Annotated in this window: 13 protein-coding genes; 9 read left to right on the top strand and 4 right to left on the bottom strand. The window is 58.5% G+C overall.

The features are described from left to right. Positions 1-46: 46 nt before the first annotated feature. Genes GKA01_RS05775 through GKA01_RS05740 form a run of 8 tightly spaced genes read left to right on the top strand, consistent with a single transcriptional unit; the run spans position 47 to position 7,841 of the window. A complete protein-coding gene (locus GKA01_RS05775; RefSeq protein WP_146860107.1) occupies positions 47-1,030 on the top strand; it encodes a lytic murein transglycosylase in 984 nt (327 codons plus the stop codon). Further along, positions 1,017-1,865 carry a septal ring lytic transglycosylase RlpA family protein gene (locus GKA01_RS05770; protein WP_146860277.1) on the top strand — a complete coding sequence of 283 codons (849 nt, stop codon included), beginning with the start codon at positions 1,017-1,019 and terminating at the stop codon, positions 1,863-1,865. The genes GKA01_RS05775 and GKA01_RS05770 overlap by 14 nt, the downstream gene beginning before the upstream one ends. After that, positions 1,862-3,136 (top strand): D-alanyl-D-alanine carboxypeptidase family protein, encoded by a 1,275-nt coding sequence (locus GKA01_RS05765; RefSeq protein WP_194265804.1) that lies wholly within the window; start codon positions 1,862-1,864, stop codon positions 3,134-3,136. The genes GKA01_RS05770 and GKA01_RS05765 overlap by 4 nt, the downstream gene beginning before the upstream one ends. Before the next feature lie 4 nt (positions 3,137-3,140). Next, the gene (tmk, locus tag GKA01_RS05760) at positions 3,141-3,785 is read left to right on the top strand and encodes a dTMP kinase (protein ID WP_146860275.1); all 645 of its coding nucleotides are present in this window, start codon (positions 3,141-3,143) and stop codon (positions 3,783-3,785) included. Then, positions 3,782-4,705, top strand: a complete 924-nt coding sequence (locus tag GKA01_RS05755; protein ID WP_146860105.1) for a DNA polymerase III subunit delta' — start codon at positions 3,782-3,784, stop codon at positions 4,703-4,705. The genes tmk and GKA01_RS05755 overlap by 4 nt, the downstream gene beginning before the upstream one ends. 30 nt (positions 4,706-4,735) lie before the next feature. Then, positions 4,736-6,271, top strand: a complete 1,536-nt coding sequence (metG, locus tag GKA01_RS05750; protein WP_146860103.1) for a methionine--tRNA ligase — start codon at positions 4,736-4,738, stop codon at positions 6,269-6,271. Then, positions 6,268-7,053 carry a TatD family hydrolase gene (locus GKA01_RS05745; protein WP_146860101.1) on the top strand — a complete coding sequence of 262 codons (786 nt, stop codon included), beginning with the start codon at positions 6,268-6,270 and terminating at the stop codon, positions 7,051-7,053. Before metG ends, GKA01_RS05745 begins: the two co-directional genes overlap by 4 nt. Then, complete coding sequence (locus tag GKA01_RS05740) at positions 7,050-7,841, top strand: MBL fold metallo-hydrolase (protein ID WP_146860099.1); 792 nt, start codon at positions 7,050-7,052, stop codon at positions 7,839-7,841. Before GKA01_RS05745 ends, GKA01_RS05740 begins: the two co-directional genes overlap by 4 nt. Positions 7,842-7,969: 128 nt before the next feature. Here the strand turns inward: GKA01_RS05740 and GKA01_RS05735 are convergent, their stop codons facing one another. Further along, positions 7,970-9,598, bottom strand: a complete 1,629-nt coding sequence (locus tag GKA01_RS05735) for a porin family protein (protein ID WP_371859261.1) — start codon at positions 9,596-9,598, stop codon at positions 7,970-7,972. Between the two features lie 528 nt (positions 9,599-10,126). Here GKA01_RS05735 and GKA01_RS05730 point away from each other — a divergent pair. Next, complete coding sequence (locus tag GKA01_RS05730; RefSeq protein ID WP_146860097.1) at positions 10,127-11,590, top strand: peptide MFS transporter; 1,464 nt, start codon at positions 10,127-10,129, stop codon at positions 11,588-11,590. On the opposite strand, the gene GKA01_RS05725 is transcribed toward GKA01_RS05730, so the two are convergent. The 3 genes from GKA01_RS05725 to GKA01_RS05715 form a co-directional block, all read right to left on the bottom strand. Continuing rightward, complete coding sequence (locus tag GKA01_RS05725; protein WP_146860095.1) at positions 11,587-14,160, bottom strand: cation:proton antiporter; 2,574 nt, start codon at positions 14,158-14,160, stop codon at positions 11,587-11,589. The two genes, GKA01_RS05730 and GKA01_RS05725, sit on opposite strands and share 4 nt — an antisense overlap. A gap of 49 nt (positions 14,161-14,209) precedes the next feature. Further along, positions 14,210-14,830, bottom strand: coding sequence for a thiamine phosphate synthase (locus GKA01_RS05720; protein ID WP_146860269.1), 621 nt, complete (start codon positions 14,828-14,830; stop codon positions 14,210-14,212). A gap of 116 nt (positions 14,831-14,946) precedes the next feature. Then, positions 14,947-17,925 carry an FAD-binding and (Fe-S)-binding domain-containing protein gene (locus GKA01_RS05715; protein WP_146860093.1) on the bottom strand — a complete coding sequence of 993 codons (2,979 nt, stop codon included), beginning with the start codon at positions 17,923-17,925 and terminating at the stop codon, positions 14,947-14,949. Positions 17,926-17,986: the final 61 nt, after the last annotated feature.

The following is a 17,986-nucleotide window of genomic DNA, read 5'->3' as shown; positions in this document are numbered from 1 at the left end:
TAGCGTATGTCTTATCATTTCGACCCGTAAGGGATTGGTCTTGACCGTGCTTCAAAGACGCCATCTGCTCGCCGCCCTGACTTCTGTTGCCGGTTCGGCAGCAGCAGGTTTTTCGTCAGCCAGCGCTGAGGATTATGCCGCCTTTCTCGCCAGTATTCGTAGTCAGGCACTGGCGCAGGGTCTTTCGCCATCGATCGTCTCCCAAGCGCTCAGCCTGACGAAACAGCCCAATGCTTCCGTACTCAAACTGGACCGTCACCAGCCGGAGTTCACCCTGACCTGGGTGCAGTATCGTGATCGCGTTCTCCCGGAGTCGCGCTTTGCGAAGGGGCGGAGCGTCTACGCCGCTCAGCAGGCCGTGATGTCTCCCATCAGCGCACGCTTTGGATGTGACGATCGCGCTGTCATGGGGATCTGGGGGCTCGAGTCGGGATTTGGCGCACATGATGGGACGTATTCTGTCATCGACGCGCTCGCGACTCTGGCTTTTGACGGGAGACGCTCGGCTTTTTTTCGCAACGAGCTCATGAAGGCGCTCCAGATCCTCAATGATGGCGATATCGCACCAGCTGCAATGATCGGCAGTTATGCGGGCGCCATGGGGCAGGCGCAGTTCATGCCTAGCGCCTATCTGCGTTACGCGGCGGATGGGGACGGGGACGGCAAGCGCAACATCTGGACATCCGAACCAGACGTGTTCGCGTCCATCGCCAATTATCTCGGAAAATGCGGCTGGCAGCGCAACGAACCCTGGGGCCAGGAAATCACGCTGACCAAGGTGCTCGACAAGGCCGAGATCGGCCGGACCCGTCAGCGGACACTGGCCGAATGGATGGCGCTGGGTGTGCGTCGCGTGGATGGGACGGCGTTCTCGCAGTCGAACGTAAAAGGCGCTGTCGTGCAGCCCGATGGCCCGGGGACACAGGCCTTCATGGTCTATCACAACTTCAACGTGATCCGCCGTTATAACCCTTCGGACTATTATGCGCTCGGCGTCGGGCTTCTGGGGACGGGCATTGTCTCTGCGTAATTACGGGGCCGCTCTGGTCCTTCTGCCCCTTCTTGCGGCCTGTCACCGTGAAGGGCCGACGCCAGCCGCGCATCCGTATTACGAATTGGGAAGTGCCTGGCGCGGAACGCACGGCTGGTTCTATCCCAACGAGCAGTTTGACTACCACGTGACAGGTCTGGCAACGCGACAGCAAGCACCGGTTGGTGGATTGACGGCGGATGGTGAGACCTGGTCTGCGAGCGGCATGACGGGTGCGCATCAGACGCTCCAGCTTCCGGCGATCGTCAGTATCCGCAATTTGCTGAATGGGCGGATCGTCCGGATCCGGCTGACCGATCGTGGGCCGGCGGATCCGGGGCGCATCATCGCGCTTTCCCCCAAGGCTGCGGATCTGCTGGGCATGACTGCGGATACGCCAGTTGAGGTCATGGAAGACGAAACGGCCAGTCGGTCGCTGGCGGAAGAATTGGGCAAGCCGCCTGCCCAGAATATTTCCGCGGCCCCTGTTGGGGAAGTCCGCGAGACCTCCCTGAGTGATGGATCTTCCCGTGTCTATGGTAACGACTCGTCCGCGGCGGCATCTTCTGTTGTCGTGGGGCCGTTGCCTGTGACCTGGATGCAGGGCAGTCCGGGACCGTCGGGTCTGTATGTCCTGATGGGAATCTTTTCTGGCCATGCGACGGCGGCAAGTGTCGCAATGCGCTGTGGCGGTACGGTCCTGCACGCCTCCGAAGGCGCGAGACTGGAGTGGCGTGTTCTTGGCGGGCCCTATGTCGATATCGCACAGGCGGATGCGGCACTGGACCGCACCCGCCTGTGCGGGGTAGAGGGCGCGCGGATCATTGTGGAATGATGGCCGGTTGTGTGAAGGCCGTGAAACTGGGGACGAACGTGCGGACTAGACGCTCTCTTTTCGGTGGGGTGGCAGGCATTGCAGCCTGTGCTTCTTTTGCGGGACCCCTGAAGGCGTTTGCCCGCCCGCACCGTCATGCAGGCCATGTTGCGAAAGCGGCTGCGGCTCCTGCGGCTGACGCACCTGTCGGTACGCCGGCAAACACACCGATCGGACCATTCGATACCGTGGCGCGCTGGGCCTATATCCTGGATTACGACACGGGCGCTGTTCTGCTCGACAAGGCTTCCGAGGAGCGTATGGCGCCATCTTCGCTGACGAAGATGATGACGGCCTATATCGTGTTCGGCATGCTGGCGACAGGGCGTATCCGCCTAGAGCAGAGCCTTCCGGTCAGTGAGAAAGCCTGGCGTACGCAGGGCTCCAAGATGTTCGTTCCGCTGGGCCAGAGCGTTCTGGTGTCCGACCTGATCCAGGGTATGCTGATCCAGTCCGGCAATGACGCCTGTATCGTTCTGGCTGAAGGCATTGCGGGTTCGGAAGAGCGCTTCGTTGCGATGATGAACGAGGAAGCGCCTAAGCTCGGCATGATGAACTCGCACTTCGCCAATGTGACGGGTCTGCCGGCGGACGGTCACTTCATGACTGCGCGCGATGTCGCGACAATCGCCTCGCATCTGATCCGCGATTTCCCGCAGTATTACCATTATTTCGGCGAACTTGAGTTCACCTACAACCACATCCGTCAGGGTAACCGGAACGTGCTGGTCGACAAGGGCCTCGCAGATGGTCTGAAGACCGGTCATACCGATGCGGGCGGGTTTGGCCTCTGTGCCAGTTCCAAGCGCAACGGCAACCGTGTGATCGTCGTCATCAACGGTACTGCGTCGAGCAACGAGCGCGCGCATGAAGGCGAACGCCTGATGTCCTGGGCGTTTGCCAATTTCGAGAACGCTACACTGTTCCGCCGTGGACAGGTCGTCGATTCCGCGCCGGTCTGGATGGGCGAGCATCGTCAGGTGTCGTTGGTCGCCGGTGCGGATATCGTCATGACGCTGCCGGTCGGCTGGCAGCAGCGCTCCCATATCGCCGTGGATTATGCGTCGCCGGTGATTGCCCCCGTAACGAAGGGGCAGGTTTGCGGAGCGCTGGTGATTTCCGCGCCGAACATGGCCGATATCCGCGTGCCGCTTGAAGCTGGCGAATCGGTTGCGAAGCTTGGACTGGTCGCTCGCGCCATGACCCGTCTGGGTCATGGTCCCGCGCAGTAAGGACATGGCTGGAAAAGGACTGTTTATCACACTGGAAGGTGGTGAGGGCGCGGGGAAATCCACGCAGGCCCGCCTTCTTGCTGAGGCCCTGCGTGCGCAAGGGCATAATGTTCTGCTGACGCGAGAGCCTGGTGGCACGCCGGGCGCGGAAGAAATCCGCAACCTGCTGCTGTTTGGAAAGGTTGATCTCTCCTGGCGGGCGGAAATCCTGATGCACATGGCCGCCCGGTCGGACCATCTCGATAACGCCATTCTGCCGGCGCTTGAGCGGGGCGAGATCGTGGTGTGTGACCGCTTTCATGATTCGACGTTTGCCTATCAAGGCTATGGCGTCGGGCAGAGTGCACCGGATGTTCTGAAATTCCTGAACGGCGCGCGCAAACTCGTGGATTTCGAGCCCGATCTGACATTGATGCTTGAGCTTCCCCGGACGCAGGCGCGTGAGCGCCTTAATGCCCGTGGTGGACAGACAGATCGTTACGAAGGTCAGGCAGAAGCGTTTCACGAGCGCGTTCTGGCCGGGTTTGACGCGATTGCGTCAGCGGACCCAGCGCGCGTGAAGCGAATTGACGCGGCCCAGACACCCGAGATCGTCGGTGCGGCGCTTCTGCAAGCTGTTCAGGCTCGTCTTGCGGTTCAGGGCGTGTGAGCGATCCGCGCCACACTCTGGAGCTGTATGGTCACGGCGACGCGGAAGCGACGTTCCGGCAGGCCCTGGCCGGTGGCAAGCTGCATCATGCCTGGCTGATCTGTGGCCCGGCAGGAATTGGCAAGGCGACGCTGGCCTTCCGTCTGGCCCGGCTGCTGCTGAATGCGGAAAATCCGGAATCGTCGCAGGCACGGCGTATTGCGGCCGGAACACATGGGGATTTGCTGGAAATTTCGCGGGTCGTGGACGAAAAAAAAGGGCGTCTGCGCGGGGAAATTACTGCGGCGGATGTGCGCCCGGTCCAGACCTTCCTGCATCACACGGCAACCGAAGGCGGCTGGCGTGTGGTGATCGTGGACGGGGCGGAATATCTGAACCGGTTCGCGGCCAACGCGCTGCTCAAGATCCTTGAAGAGCCTCCTCCGCGCTGTGTCCTTCTCCTGACGACGTCTTCTCCGGGCGCGCTCCTGCCCACGATCCGCAGCCGGTGCCGGATGCTCACTTTGTCCGCGCTGTCCGACGCGGATATGCGCGCCGCACTGCCCGGTGTTTCTGCGGATGTGCTGGCACGGGCCCATGGATCGCCAGGCCGGGCACTCTTTCTCTCGCAGGACCGGGACGGCGTGATTGCGTCATTTGTGGCGGAAATCCTTGGCGGACAGGTGCGTGTTTCGGCAACCATGCCCCTGAGCGAGCGTATTGCAAAAGAAGCGGAAGGTTTCGCATTGCTCTGCGATTTGCTAGGCGAGGGACTGGCAGACCGTGCGCGCTCGGCAGCGCGACATGGGGATCTTGCAAAGGCCGATCTGGCGGCGCGGCAGTGTTCCGAACTGGATACGCTGAGACGCCAGACCGAAGGCTTCAATCTGGACAAGGCCCAGGCCATCCGTCAGGCAGCGGAACTTGCTTCCGGCAATTGAGATGGTCAGGGCGTTATGAAACGAGTGGACATGACGCGGCGCTTCACCATCACGACCCCGATCTTCTATGTGAACGGCGCTCCGCATATCGGGCATGCCTATACCTCCATCGCGGCCGACGTTCTGGCCCGCTTTCATCGCCTGAACGGCGAAGAGGTTCTGTTCGTCAGTGGGACGGACGAGCATGGCCAGAAGGTCGAGCAGACGGCCGTCGCCAAGGGCATGGACCCGCAGGCCTACGCCGACGAGGTTTCGGCCTCCTTCCGCCAGATGCAGAAGGACATGGCGATCTCGACTGACGAGTTCATCCGCACCACAGAGGAGCGCCACAAGGGCGCGGCCAAGGCGCTGTGGGAGAAGGTCGCGGCGAACGGGCATATCTATCTGGGCGCCTATGAAGGTTGGTATTCTACCCGCGATGAAGCCTTCATCGGCGAGGACGAACTGGTCAAGAAGCCGGATGGATCGTTCGTTGCGCCGTCCGGTGCGCCAGTGGAGCGCGTCAAGGAGCCGTCTTATTTTTTCCGTCTGTCCGATTTTCAGGACCGGCTTCTGAAACTGTATGAAGATAATCCCGACTTCATCGGCCCTGTTGGACCGCGTCGTGAAATCGAAAGCTTCGTCCGTCAGGGCCTGCGTGACCTGTCTGTCAGCCGCACAAGCTTCAAATGGGGTGTACCGGTTCCGAACGATCCGGACCATGTCATGTATGTGTGGTTTGACGCGCTCGCGAACTACCTGACGGCCGTGGGCTATCCCGACTTCAACGAGCCGCGGGCGAAGTTCTGGCCAGCGGATGTGCATGTCGTGGGCAAGGAAATCGCTCGCTTCCACTGCGTATACTGGCCTGCGTTCCTGATGGCGGCTGGCATCGATCTGCCGAAGAGCGTCTTTGCCCATGGCTGGTGGACGGTCGAGGGCGAGAAGATGAGCAAGTCTCTCGGCAACGTCCTTGATCCGAAGGCGCTGGCCGACGAGTTCGGTCTGGATGCGTTGCGCTTCTTCCTGATGCGCGAAGTGCCGTTCGGCGGTGATTCCAATTTCAGCCGCCGCTCCATGATCACCCGCACGAATGTTGAGCTTGCGAACGATCTCGGCAATCTCTGCCAGCGCACGTTGAGTCAGGTGGCCCGCAATCTGGGAGGCATTCTGCCCGAACGCGGCGCACTGACCGAAGACGATCAGGCCATGCTGGCTATGGTGACTCTGCTGCCGACGATTATGTCCGAGCAGATCGAGCGCAAGGCAATCACCGATGCGCTGGAGGAGGTCTGGAAGGTCATCCGCGCTGCCAACTCCTATATCGACCGTCAGGCCCCCTGGGCTTTGAAGAAGACCGATCCGGAGCGGATGGCCGATGTGCTGCGCGTTCTTGTGGACATGATCCGGGGCATCGCAACCATGCTTCAGCCTTTCATGCCGAACACGATGGACAAGATGCTCACCCAACTCGGTGTGCAGGACGACGAGAGGACATTCGCGGCCCTTGAGACGCCGCTCCCGGCTGGTCGCACACTTCCCAAGCCGGAAGGTCTATTCCCGCGCTTTGTTGAGGAAGAGGCATGACGGGACTGATCGACACGCACTGTCATCTGGATAAGCTCGACGATCTCGCGCCCGCTTTCGAGCTGGCGCGGGAGGCGGGTCTGTCCGGAATGATCACGATTGGGACACGGTTTTCCAAAGCAGACACTCAGATCGCCCTGACGCAGCATGACACGCCGGATCTGCGGATCTGGTGTGCGATCGGCATCCATCCGGATTATGCGGGTGAGGAGCGTCTGCCGTCGGTTGAGGAGCTGGTTGCCAAGACCGAAACGTCTTGTGTCGTGGCGATCGGGGAGACGGGACTGGATTATTTCCACAGTGGAGATGAAGCCAAACCGGCCCAGCATGCCGCGTTCCGCACCCATATCGCGGCCGCACGTCAGACTGGGCTGCCAGTCGTCATTCACACCCGTAACGCCGATGACGACATGATCGCCATTCTGCGTGAAGAACACGCGAACGGCGCATTTCCGTTCCTGATCCACTGCTTTGCATCTGGTCCGAAACTGGCAGAAGCGGTTCTGGAACTTGGGGGATATATCAGCTTTTCAGGCTTGCTGACCTTCCCGAAATGCGAGGAAATCCGCGAGGTTGCAAGGATGGTCCCGGAAGATCGTCTTCTGGTCGAGACAGACAGCCCATATCTTGCACCTGTCCCGAAACGCGGAAAGCCCAACACGCCCGGTTATGTTGCCCATACGGCAGCACGTCTGGCAGAAGAGCGCGGGGTTTCTCTTGAGGAAATCACCCGGATTACGACCGAAAATGCCCGCCGCCTGTTCTCAAGGATCGCTGCATGAAGGTGACGGTCCTCGGATGTGGTGGCTCCGCTGGCGTCCCGATGATCGGGGGCGAGGAGGGGGCGCAGACGGGGATCTGGGGTGTCTGCGACCCCGCCGAGCCGCGAAACCGGCGCACACGCTCTTCGATCGTGATCGAAGGCGAGGGTGGCTTCCGGCTTCTCGTGGACTCGGGACCGGACTTCCGACATCAGATGCTGGCCTGCGGTCTCAGCCATGTTCATGCGGTGCTCTACACCCACCCGCACAGTGACCATATCGGTGGTCTCGACGAATTGCGGGCCATCAACCGCGTGATCGAAACGCCCCTGCCGCTTCTGGCAACGCATGACGTCCTCGAAGAACTGCGTCTGCGGTATGCCTACGCTTTCGCGCCCTGGAAGGGACCGGAGTTCTATCGGCCGGTTTTCGATGAACGGATCGTGCAGGCAGGCGATGAGATCGCATTTCCAGGGCTAGACCTGCGGATTTTTGAGCAGCGTCACGGTCGGATCACGTCTCTGGGGGTGCGATGTGGAAATTTTGCTTACAGCACAGATGTCGAGACTCTGTCGGACGAGGCGCTCTTACGGCTCGAAGGCGTTAGCATCTGGATTGTGGACTGCTTCCAGTATGAGCCCCATCCTGCCCATGCATGGCTCGAACGCGTCTTGGTGTGGCGTGAGCGGCTTGGCATAGAACATGTCATCCTGACTCATATGGGACCAGAAATGGATTACCAGACGCTGCGCCAGACGCTGCCAGCTGGGGTGGAGCCAGCGTATGATGGAATGGTTCTCCAGATCTAAACACCTGGCAGCGGAAACGTATCTTTTTCGCGATGGAGGCGGGAAGGGTGGTCAGAATGGTTTTCTGACCTCCGTATAAGGTTTGGTCGGTCAGACAGGATAAGAAGCCTGTCTGACCTGAGCCGCTATCAGAACGTCATCATCGCACCAGCGGACATGGTGTGGTCGCTTTCATGCGCGAAACTGTGAGCATCCGATTCCGTATGGGCATATTCACCTACGATCGTGAACCAGTCCGTCACGTTGTAATAGATTGCCCCGACTTCCGACTGGTTGCGACGCACGAGAGACGGATTGTCTTCACCTGGCGCCTGATAAAGATTGCTCACACCATAACTACCGACAACCTTGAGCTTTGGCAGAATTTTGTAGGCCGCCTGAACATAATATCCCTCAGAAGCACGTTTGCGTCCGTCCGGAGAGACACCGTCGAAGAAAATGCCGGTCGTTCCTAGTCCGCTGCCGTAATAGTAATAGGCCACGCCTTCAAATGGACCACGCGACAGTTTCACGCCCACGTCTCCAGCCTCGACAGTCGTTCCTTTGCGGCTGCTGCTTCCGAGTGTGGAACTGGTCAGGTTTTGTTGGTGCTGGACGAGGAAGCTGCTCCAGAACCGTGTTGTGAAGCCGTAGATGTTCCCGTCATACGTGACTTTGCCCTGAAGCATGGGGGAGCTGTGTTGCGTCGTGGTCGCAGACAGGCCACCCCCAGCGTAGTTGTATTCATCCAGCGGTGTCATGACGCCGACGGAAGCCTGAAAACCCTTCCATCTCGGTGAAATATAGGTGATCTGCGGCAGCCAGTCAGTATAAACATAACCCACGCCGATACGACCGAGTGAGGTGTTGGCGGGATTAGCGTTGCTACCGGTGCTTCCGACGCTGAGAAGTGTGGCATCGTTCAGGATGGCGTCCGATGCAAACAGTGCGATATCGCGACCCAGCTTGACCGTACCGAACTTGTCCGTGCCCGCGGTCATGTAAACCTGACGGAAATCGAGGCCGGCCGTTCCGAGGCCCACCGGACTGCCGCCCGAATTGGCGTTGAAGGTGCTGGGATTGTTGTTGTTGATGCCAGGATACATTCCGAAGACGGCACCAAGCTTGATCCCGTCCTGAACCGTATTCAGCTTGAGGATCAGACCGCCCGGCAGCAGGCCGTTACGAACGGACGAGGAATCAAAGCCGCTGCTGCCGGTCGAGACGCCGCCTGCTACAGGGCGGCCGCCGCTCGGGCTATTATAGGTATAGTAAGCGTTGACGAAGCCGGAAATGTTGATGTCAATCTGGCCAGCCTGAAGAGTAATGCCTTTGCCGGCGACATAGGGTTTTACCCGCACGATGCTGTCGGGGTTATAGGTCCGACGCGCTTCCATCAACGAGTTGCGGGCATCCTGTGCGCTAGCGGAGGCCTCCATGGCGGCCCGGCGTGCGGCGGAAACGGCAGCGATGGTCGTCACATCAGGCGGCGCTTCGAGATTGCTCCCTTCATGTTGAGGTCCATAGCGCATGTAGCGGTTGCGATGCCGGGAAGGAGCGGAAGAAGACGCAGCATCGTCGTCACGCTGCAAAGAGGGGTGCGCGTGATGCTGATGGTGGGCGAGCAGAACGTTGTACTCGGAACGGCTCAGGCTGCCCTTGGCCCTGAGGATGTCGAGAAGTTCCGTATAATCATCGGCTCGTGCGACAGTCGGGATAACGGAGAGTGCAGCAATGCAGAATGTGCTTCCCAGAAGACTCAGTCGGCACAAGGACATAGATGGCATAAGGACAGCCGCTCCCGCGGATATGCCGGTCAGTGCAATGCAGGCACCGACCGGCCGAAATGGACTACAGTGCTTTTCCTAGCGCGAATGGCGACATTCTTCGCAACAATAGGATGTGTTATCACGAAAACGTCAGAGAATCCCCCGCTTACGCCAATAAGTTGGCATAATATATCTTATGCGACAAATATGTGTTTGGACCACTTGCCCGGACTCAGGCTTCGAATCGCCGACACTCGCCGGCCTGAATGCGCTGAAATCCGCAGTTTTTGGCGATTTATGTATAATGGCATTTCGCCAATAGGCTTTTCTGCGAGCGTTGCGCCATCTGGCGGCAGGATCTCATTCGCTAAACCTATCTTTTTTTGTTTAGGTTATGGCATTAAGCCATCAATCCTGATCATGGCTTAATGCCATGAATATTATCTATGGCATTAAGCCATGATCATCTTCTCCTTTTTGCGTTCATAACGTTCTCCCGGTACGCAGGTTCCCTACTCCGCGTATTGACGAGGTCCTATGACTGAAATCGTTCCGGCTACTCCTGAGCCAGTTTCCTCTCAGCCAGCTTCCGTGCACGGTAACCATTCCTCCGGGCTCTCCGTTTACCAACAGGAACTCTGGGGGCACCCGGTCGGGTTGTGGGTTCTGACCCTGACTGAAGGCTGGGTTGGATTTTCGCTTTACGGGATGCAGTCAATTCTGGCGCTGTATCTGACGGATCATCTCCTTAAGACTGATCATTCCGGGCATGTCTGGGGTCTGGGTGCTCTGGAAAACATCGTATCGGCTCTTTATGCGCCTGCGGGTCCCCAGGCGATGGCAGCCGCAATTACCGGGCTTTTCCTTGCGCTGATCTACGCCACTCCTCTTCTCGGCGGCTTTCTCGCCGACAGGGTGCTCGGGCAGACACGGACCATCCTTCTTGGCGCCGTTTTGATGACAGCTGGGCATTTCCTGCTTTCATTCGACTGGAGTTTCGTACTGGCACTCGGGCTTCTGCTTCCTGGGATCGGTATGGCTGGTGGTTTGCGGGCTCAGGTCGGCGCACTTTATGCTCTTGGCGATCGCCGGCGTTCCGACGCATATCAGATTTATATGATGGGTCTTCAGATCGCGGTGATCGTCTCCCCGGCCCTGTGCGCCAGCCTTGCGCAGATCGCCTGGCACTGGGGATTCCTTGCGGCAGGTCTGGGAATGCTGATTGGTCTGCTGGTCTATCTGTTCGGCCGTCGCTGGCTCTCTACAGCATCCGGACAGGACGCCGGTAACGTGCAGGGCCTTGATGCAGTCGTGCCGCCCCGCCCTGCCCTTACCGCTCGTGAGAAAAAAACAACTTTTCTTCTGCTGGCTCTTGTTCCCGTCATGGCTGTGGGGGCGGTTCCCAATTCCGAGATTTTCGACGGATATCTGCTGTGGGGACGCGAGCATTTTCAGCTTCGTCTTTTCGGTTATGAAATGCCGGTAAGCGACCTGATTTCACTCGATGGTTTCATCAGCACTCTGTGCGCTATTCTGGTTCTGTGGTTCTGGAAGGCTTACTCACGACGACGGCAGGATCTTCCTGAAATTACCAAGGTCGCTCTGGGAACGCTGATTGCAGCGTTCGGCCCTCTCATGCTGGCACTGGGAGCCTGGCTTAGTCCCGGACCGCATGACGTGAGCCTGTTATGGGGACTTGCGTTTCACATTATTAACGACATTGGTTTTTCGATGAACTTCGCGATCGGAATGGCACTGTTTTCACGCGCTGCTCCAACCAGTCTGAATACCATTCTCGTGGCATGCTTTTCGTTGCATCTGTTTTTATCCAATCTCCTCATTGGAAAGCTGGCCACTCTTCTGGGCCGGATGTCAGACGTCTCGTTCTGGCTGCTTCATTCAGGCGCAGCTCTCCTGGCTTCGATTATTCTCGGATTCTGTGCAGTCCGGTTTCGTGACCTCCTTGCCCCGCAGGGAGGTGCCGAGGTACGCCCCGATTAAGGAGGCGAGACCAGACGACGCATTTCCGGCGCAGATGCTGTGGAAACCATATCCCCGTCTAGAGTGCGAACCGTCACCGGCGTAAGCAACCCGTCAGCGCGTTTCTGGCTTCGCTGGATGATGAGACGCTGAACGATTGGATACTGTTTAAGCAGCCGTTCGAAAACCGGACGCGGAATGGCCAGAAGATGGCTGAATTGCAGCGAGCGTACTGTTCCTGGCATTGGCGTATCCCGGATTACGGACGCTGCGCCGATAAGATCTCCGCCCCCGAACAGCAGATCTCTTTCGGCCAGGTTGACCTCTGCCAGCCCTGCAACCTGTGCATAAACGACCCGGACCCGTTGTCCCCGTTTGAAGAGGACTTCACCGGGGGAAACGAAATGCATTGACACCTTCCCCGCCAGTTTCTGAAGAACACTGTCGGGAACACCGTTGAATGCCGGAAAAGCCCTGAGACGCTGTTCGATACCGCTTTTCAGATTGAACCTCAGCGGCGCATCAAGACGGGCTCGCTGCCGTTCGATTTCACGATGAAGCTCGCGGTGAAGCTCCTCCGAAATCAGGTTGTCTGCTTCCAGGGCATCATATTCTTCGTCCTCAAGGCGCAGGGCAATCTGGCGAAGAATACGACTCTCCAGCGCCTCAGAATAGCCGGAGTAATGCAGTCGCAAAGTCTCCAGCGCGTCATCGAGCAGTTTACGCTGCCGTCCCAGAACTTCGGAGACAATTTCCGTAATACGGGGCCCCAGTGTAGGCTCCATCCGTTGACGGATGAACCGTTGAAGCGAGAGCGAAACGAGATGTGCGATGATGAGCATCTCGAAGCGCTCCATCATACAGTTCGTCAGAGGCTCGTCGATATGAAAGCGGCTGTGCAGTTCCTGTGCAATCCGAAACCGGAGAGACGGCTGGAGCCGACGCTTCAATGCGCGGACATATCCATACCGCCCCTCCAGCCGGGCACCATCAGCCATCGCTTCTGCCGTACGTAGCAGCGTCTCCATGACGCGACGTGAAAGGCCCTGAATACGGAACAGGTCCAGCAGAAGTGAGCGTTCCTGATTGGCAATCGTGATCAGGGCAATATTGACGCGGTTCCGGTCATTCAGGGCGGCTTCAAAATTGTTCGCCGCCCTCTCCTTCTCCGCCCGACGTTCGAGACGGGTAATGACGCCTGCACGTGTCTGCTCGCTAAAGCCGAGCTCTTCCGAGAGCTCCCGGGTCCGCTCTGCAACTTCACCCAACCCGATGCCCACGATCTGCTGGCGAATGGCCTGATCGATGGGCGAAAGCTGATCCAGCTTGAAGAATAGGACGAGCGCGCGCAGCGTGGTGCCATTGACGAGAAGCGTGATGAGAACGAACCCGGTTGCGATGATACCAACAAAATGGGCAACGGGGCTCGAAACACTCTGGTTTTCGGTGACAGCCAAAGCCAGGGCAAGCGTGATGGCACCACGAATTCCACCCCAGGCCATCGTTGCCTTGAATGGGTTGGGCACGGGCGGTGAGAGTTTTGTTACAGCCAGTAGCGGCAGTATGCCGAAAATTACGGCTGATCGGGCGATCAGGCCTGCAAGGCTGGCAATGATGATCAGGACGAAATCCCACCTCGTCATACCGATCAGGAGGCGCGGCACCAGCATCGTAGCGAGAAGGAAGACGAGAGAACCAGCCCAGAAGACAAGCTGTTCCCACATTTCGTTCAGAAAACGCCAGACCTGTGGACGGAAAGTGGAAGGACCGTAAGCCGAAACCGTCAGTCCTGCGGCGGCTGTCGCGACAACGCCGGAAAACCCCAGCATTTCGTCGCACAGGATATAGACGGCATAGGGCAGTGCCAACGTCAGAGTGACTTCCGAAGCCGCCGACCCTCCGAGCCCCGCGATCAGCAGGAGTGTCAGACGTGCGAGGCAGACCCCGACCACGATTGCGCCGATAAAGGCGGTCAGGAAGTCCATCAGCGCATCGGCGAGATGGATGTGATGATGCGAGGTGACGGCTGCCAACAGGATCGAGAAAATGGAAATCGCGGCTGCGTCGTTGAGAAGTGCCTCCCCTTCTACCAGCCGCGTCAGACGTGAGGCCGCACCGATCTCGCGGAAGATTCCGGCAACGGCGGACGGATCGGTTGTAGCGACGATTGAACCGAGCAGCAGGCAGACCACAAGGCTCTGTTGGGCAAAGGGATAAAGCGCAAACCCGATCGTTGCAGTGGAAACGACGACGGCAACGACTGCAAGCAGCAGCACGGTTGCCGTCTCGTGCGCCAGGCGACGGACATCGATCGCCATTGCGCCCTGAAATACCAGAACCGGTAGGAAAATCAGCAGAAAGGCTTCGCTGTTGATCGGGAAGTAAATCAGCGCTTCAGCCGCGCCATCGAGAAGGTCTGTCGCAGAGGAACGGACAATAAGAGAGGCAACGAGACCCAGCCCGATCCCTGTCAGGGCAAGCAGAACGGCTTCGGAAATCTCGAGCCGTTTCGCAAGGGGTTGGATGATGCTGACAAGCGTGAGCAGGAACGCAAGCGCTAGGAGTACGGCCGCCAGCCCTGTCACCATCATCGTTATGTCTGTCCCTTCATGCGATCATCGTGGGATGATCGTGTGTGTTTCAAGCTGTCGGGGCTTCGGTGGAAACGGCTTTGAGCCATTCCCGTACCTGACCTTCGGGGTCTTCATGAGCAATGAAGGCGCTCATGGCCGCAACCGTATCCGCGCCAGCGGCAAAACAGTCCCGCATACGAGGAATGGTCATTCCCCCGATCGCCACAAGCGGAACATTTCCGCAAAGTTCCCGCCATTCCACCAGTCGCTCCAGCCCGCGCCCGGAAAGTGGGACACCCCTGAGTTGCGTGGCCCACACAGGACCGAACGAGACATAGTCCGGCTTGCAGGACAGTGCCGTTTCCAGTTCCACATGATCATGCGTGGAGATGCCAAACCGGAGGCCTGCCGTGCGGATCGCGTCCAGATCGGCCGTCTCGAGATCTTCGGGGCCCAGATGAACCCATTCATATCCAAGCTCGATCGCGATCTGCCAGTAGCGGTTCAGTGCCAGGGAAACGTTACATCTTGTCGCAAGTTCCTGGGCTAACTGCGCCTGGGCGCGGATATCTTCTTCGGGCATGTCCCGCAGATACAGTTCAATAAACCGCAGCCCCGCTCCCCCCAGTCTTTCCACCCAGCGAGGGTGATCGACAACGGCATAGATCCTTGACGGAAGAGAGGACATCACATTCGTACTCCAGGGGGCTCCATAGACGGCCGCGCATCGCCGGATCGGCCAATAGTGTTACAGGTCAGACCCAATGCGTCCAGACATAGCATCTCTTTATTAATACCTTGTTTTCATGCCTGTTCCTGAAGAACATCAAGCAGGGCCTCTGCCGGATGCGCTGGGCGAAGGCCCGCAAGTCGCTCCGTCTGGCAGCGGCAAGAGAAACCGGTTGCCAGAACAGGCTTCGTTATTTTGGCCTGCCAGTTCTGCTCAAAAATCCGGCGAGATAATCCGGCCTGTTCCTTCTGATGTCCGAACAGACCCGCCATTCCGCAGCAGCCCGCCTTGCCTGCCTCTGCGGCAAGACCGAAATAACGGAGAACGAAAGCCCAGTCCCCTGCACTCTCCGGACGGGACGCCTGCTCGGTGCAATGGGAGATAACCGAAAAGGACGTTTCGGGGTTTTTCTGCGCCTGTGATGCCTGACCCCGGCTCTGGAGTGCATTCTGTTCAATCCTGCCACGTAGGAATGTTTCCAGAGGCATGATTTTAGGCATTAACCCGGCTCCTGAGATGTCGCGATACTCCTGAGTGAACATCAGGCCGGTCGCAGCGTCCAGTGACACAAGCGAAATTCCGAAACTGCCGATCCGGTTCAGTTTCCGAAGCGTATGTCTTGCGGTAACTCCAAACCCCCGGCGGAAACCCAGGACATGACGCGCCTTGCCGTTGTCCCACACGGGCGTGACCCGGACGTCCAGTCCAAGTGTGGTCAGAAGAGCGTGCACTTTCTCCGTCAGGCCGCCATCAAAACTGCCAGTAAATGAATCCTGGATCAGGATCACTGCGTCTGGATTGCCACGGCTATGGCGCAACCATGTGCGGTTGATATGGGCTTTCCTACCCAGCCGTGCAGGTCGGAGGCGAGGAAGGTCGACAAGCCCGACCCTCGACAGAATACTGCGTGACAGCGGATTATGCAGGAGAACATTGCCTGCTCCTGGCGCTATCCGCCCAAGAGCCAGGAGCGGTTCGAGCCAGTAGACCAGATAATCCCGGAACGGTCTGTGACGCTCACGGTAATAGCTTGCGAGAAATTTCGAGCGCATGGAGGGAATGTCCACGCGGATCGGGCACTGCGTTGCGCAGGCCTTGCAGGACAGGCAGGTGTCAAGCGCCGTGTGGAGTTGCTCTGCCACGGCGGGAAGCAGGCTCCGGTCAGGCGCGTCCTGCGGCAGAGACCGCAGCCTCGTCCAGCTCCTGATCAGAAGTGCCCGCCCTTTCGGAGACTGCCTGCGATCTTTGGTGGCCTTGTAGGATGGGCACATGGCCATGTCCGGCTCACGGTTGAAGCAGGCTCCATTTCCGTTGCAACTGACGGACAGGCCGTAAGCGTCGCGCAGTTCCGGCGCGATTTCCTCGTCGAAGCTTCCCTTGAACGGGATACCATCAATCCGGTCCACGGGGTGTCCCATGCCCCCCGGTGCAAGTTTGCCCCGATTGAAAATATCTTTTGGATCAAACGTGTCCTTGATCCGGCAAAGCTCGGCAAACAGCGTCTCGCCAAAAAAAAGCGGAGAAAATTCGCCTCTGAAGCCGCGGCCATGCTCTCCCCAGAGTAGACCACCATGCCTCTTTGTCAAAGCCGCTACCGCATCAGAGATCGGCCGGATCAGCGCGCGATCTTCCTCCGTCAGCATGTCCAGAAACGGTCTGACATGCAGACAGCCGACATCGGCATGACCGAACATGCCATAGGACAGGCCATATCCGTCCAGAATATCACGGAACTCACTGACATATTCGGGCAGGACTTCAGGGGGTACAGCTGTATCTTCTACAAAGGGAACGCCCTGCCTGTGACCGTCGGGGCGTCCCAGAAGGCCAACGGATTTTTCTCTTAGCGTCCAGAGGTTTGCGATGATGTCAGGATCAGAAACTGCTTTATAATCAATTGGTTTATAGGGAGAGTTCTCAAGAAGATTTACGGCTGACGCGATCTGTTCGCTCAGAAGGTCGGGATCGTCTCCCACGAACTCGACAAAACTGAGACCCTTGACCGGAAGAGACGTGCGGCTGCCCAGAACCTGTTCCAGCGCGTGCCATGTCACATCCTGCTGCGCCCTGGCGAGAACGCGGTCATCCAGTACCTCCACGGCTGAAGGTCCGGCCGGCAGAAGGGTCTGCACATCACACAGGGTGCCATTGAAACTGGTATAACGAACGACAATAAGCTGGCGGTATTTCGGCAGGCGCCTGACACGCAGCACGACCCGGCGCGTTAGGGCGAGTGTGCCTTCTGACCCGGCAAGAAGACGCGCCAGATGAAAGCTGCCATCGTCATGCAGCAGGTTCTGAAGGTTGTAGCCTGTCAAACCTCTGTTCATGTCCGGAAAGACGCGTTGAATTTCTGCTGCGTGTTCGGTGACAACTCTGCGAACTTCAGCGTGGATCCGTGAAGAAAGGTCTGTCCCGGCGCAAGCCTGTTCCAGACCGTCCGCGCTGAGACGGGTGACATGAAGGTCCGACCCATCGGACAGAACGACATCCATGGCCTCGATATAATCCGAGGTCCGGCCATAGATACGGGAGCCCTTGCCGGACGCATCCGTCGCGATCATCCCGCCGATCGTAGCCCGCGTCGCGGTGGAAACAGTAGGCGGAAAGAAACACCCGTGAGGCTTCAGGAATGCATTCAGGCGCGCCAGAATAACACCTGGCTCAACGGTGACGGTTCCCTCTTCCGCATCGAAATCCAGAATGTGGTCCAGATAACGGGATACATCGACCACAACCCCATCGGTCAGGGACTGTCCGTTCGTTCCTGTTCCTCCACCTCTAACGGCAAGAGTGATGTGCCCGTCTGCTGCCCTCACCGCGCGATTAAGATCTTCTCCGTTGCGCGGGTAAAGAACTAGGGACGGAAGTCGCTGATAGATGCTGTTATCTGTAGAGAAAACGAGGCGCGAGGAGATATCCTTGCTGATGTCGCCTGCAAATCCCTGCGCCTTTAGGCGAGCAATGAAGCTCTCCCGTTGAGCAGTGGCAGATGCATCCGGCGACATGCCGGAATTTCCGACCGGTACACCGGTTAATCCGTCTCCGCCCATATCCATTCCCTCTATTAGTGTTTTACGTCCATTCAGCCTTCAATTCTGCCGCAACAGACAG

It is taken from the genome of Gluconobacter kanchanaburiensis NBRC 103587, from assembly GCF_007988905.1.
GTDB lineage: Bacteria > Pseudomonadota > Alphaproteobacteria > Acetobacterales > Acetobacteraceae > Gluconobacter > Gluconobacter kanchanaburiensis.
The sequence above is the reverse complement of the archived record's forward strand: the minus strand, read 5'-3'. Positions and strand labels throughout refer to the sequence as shown.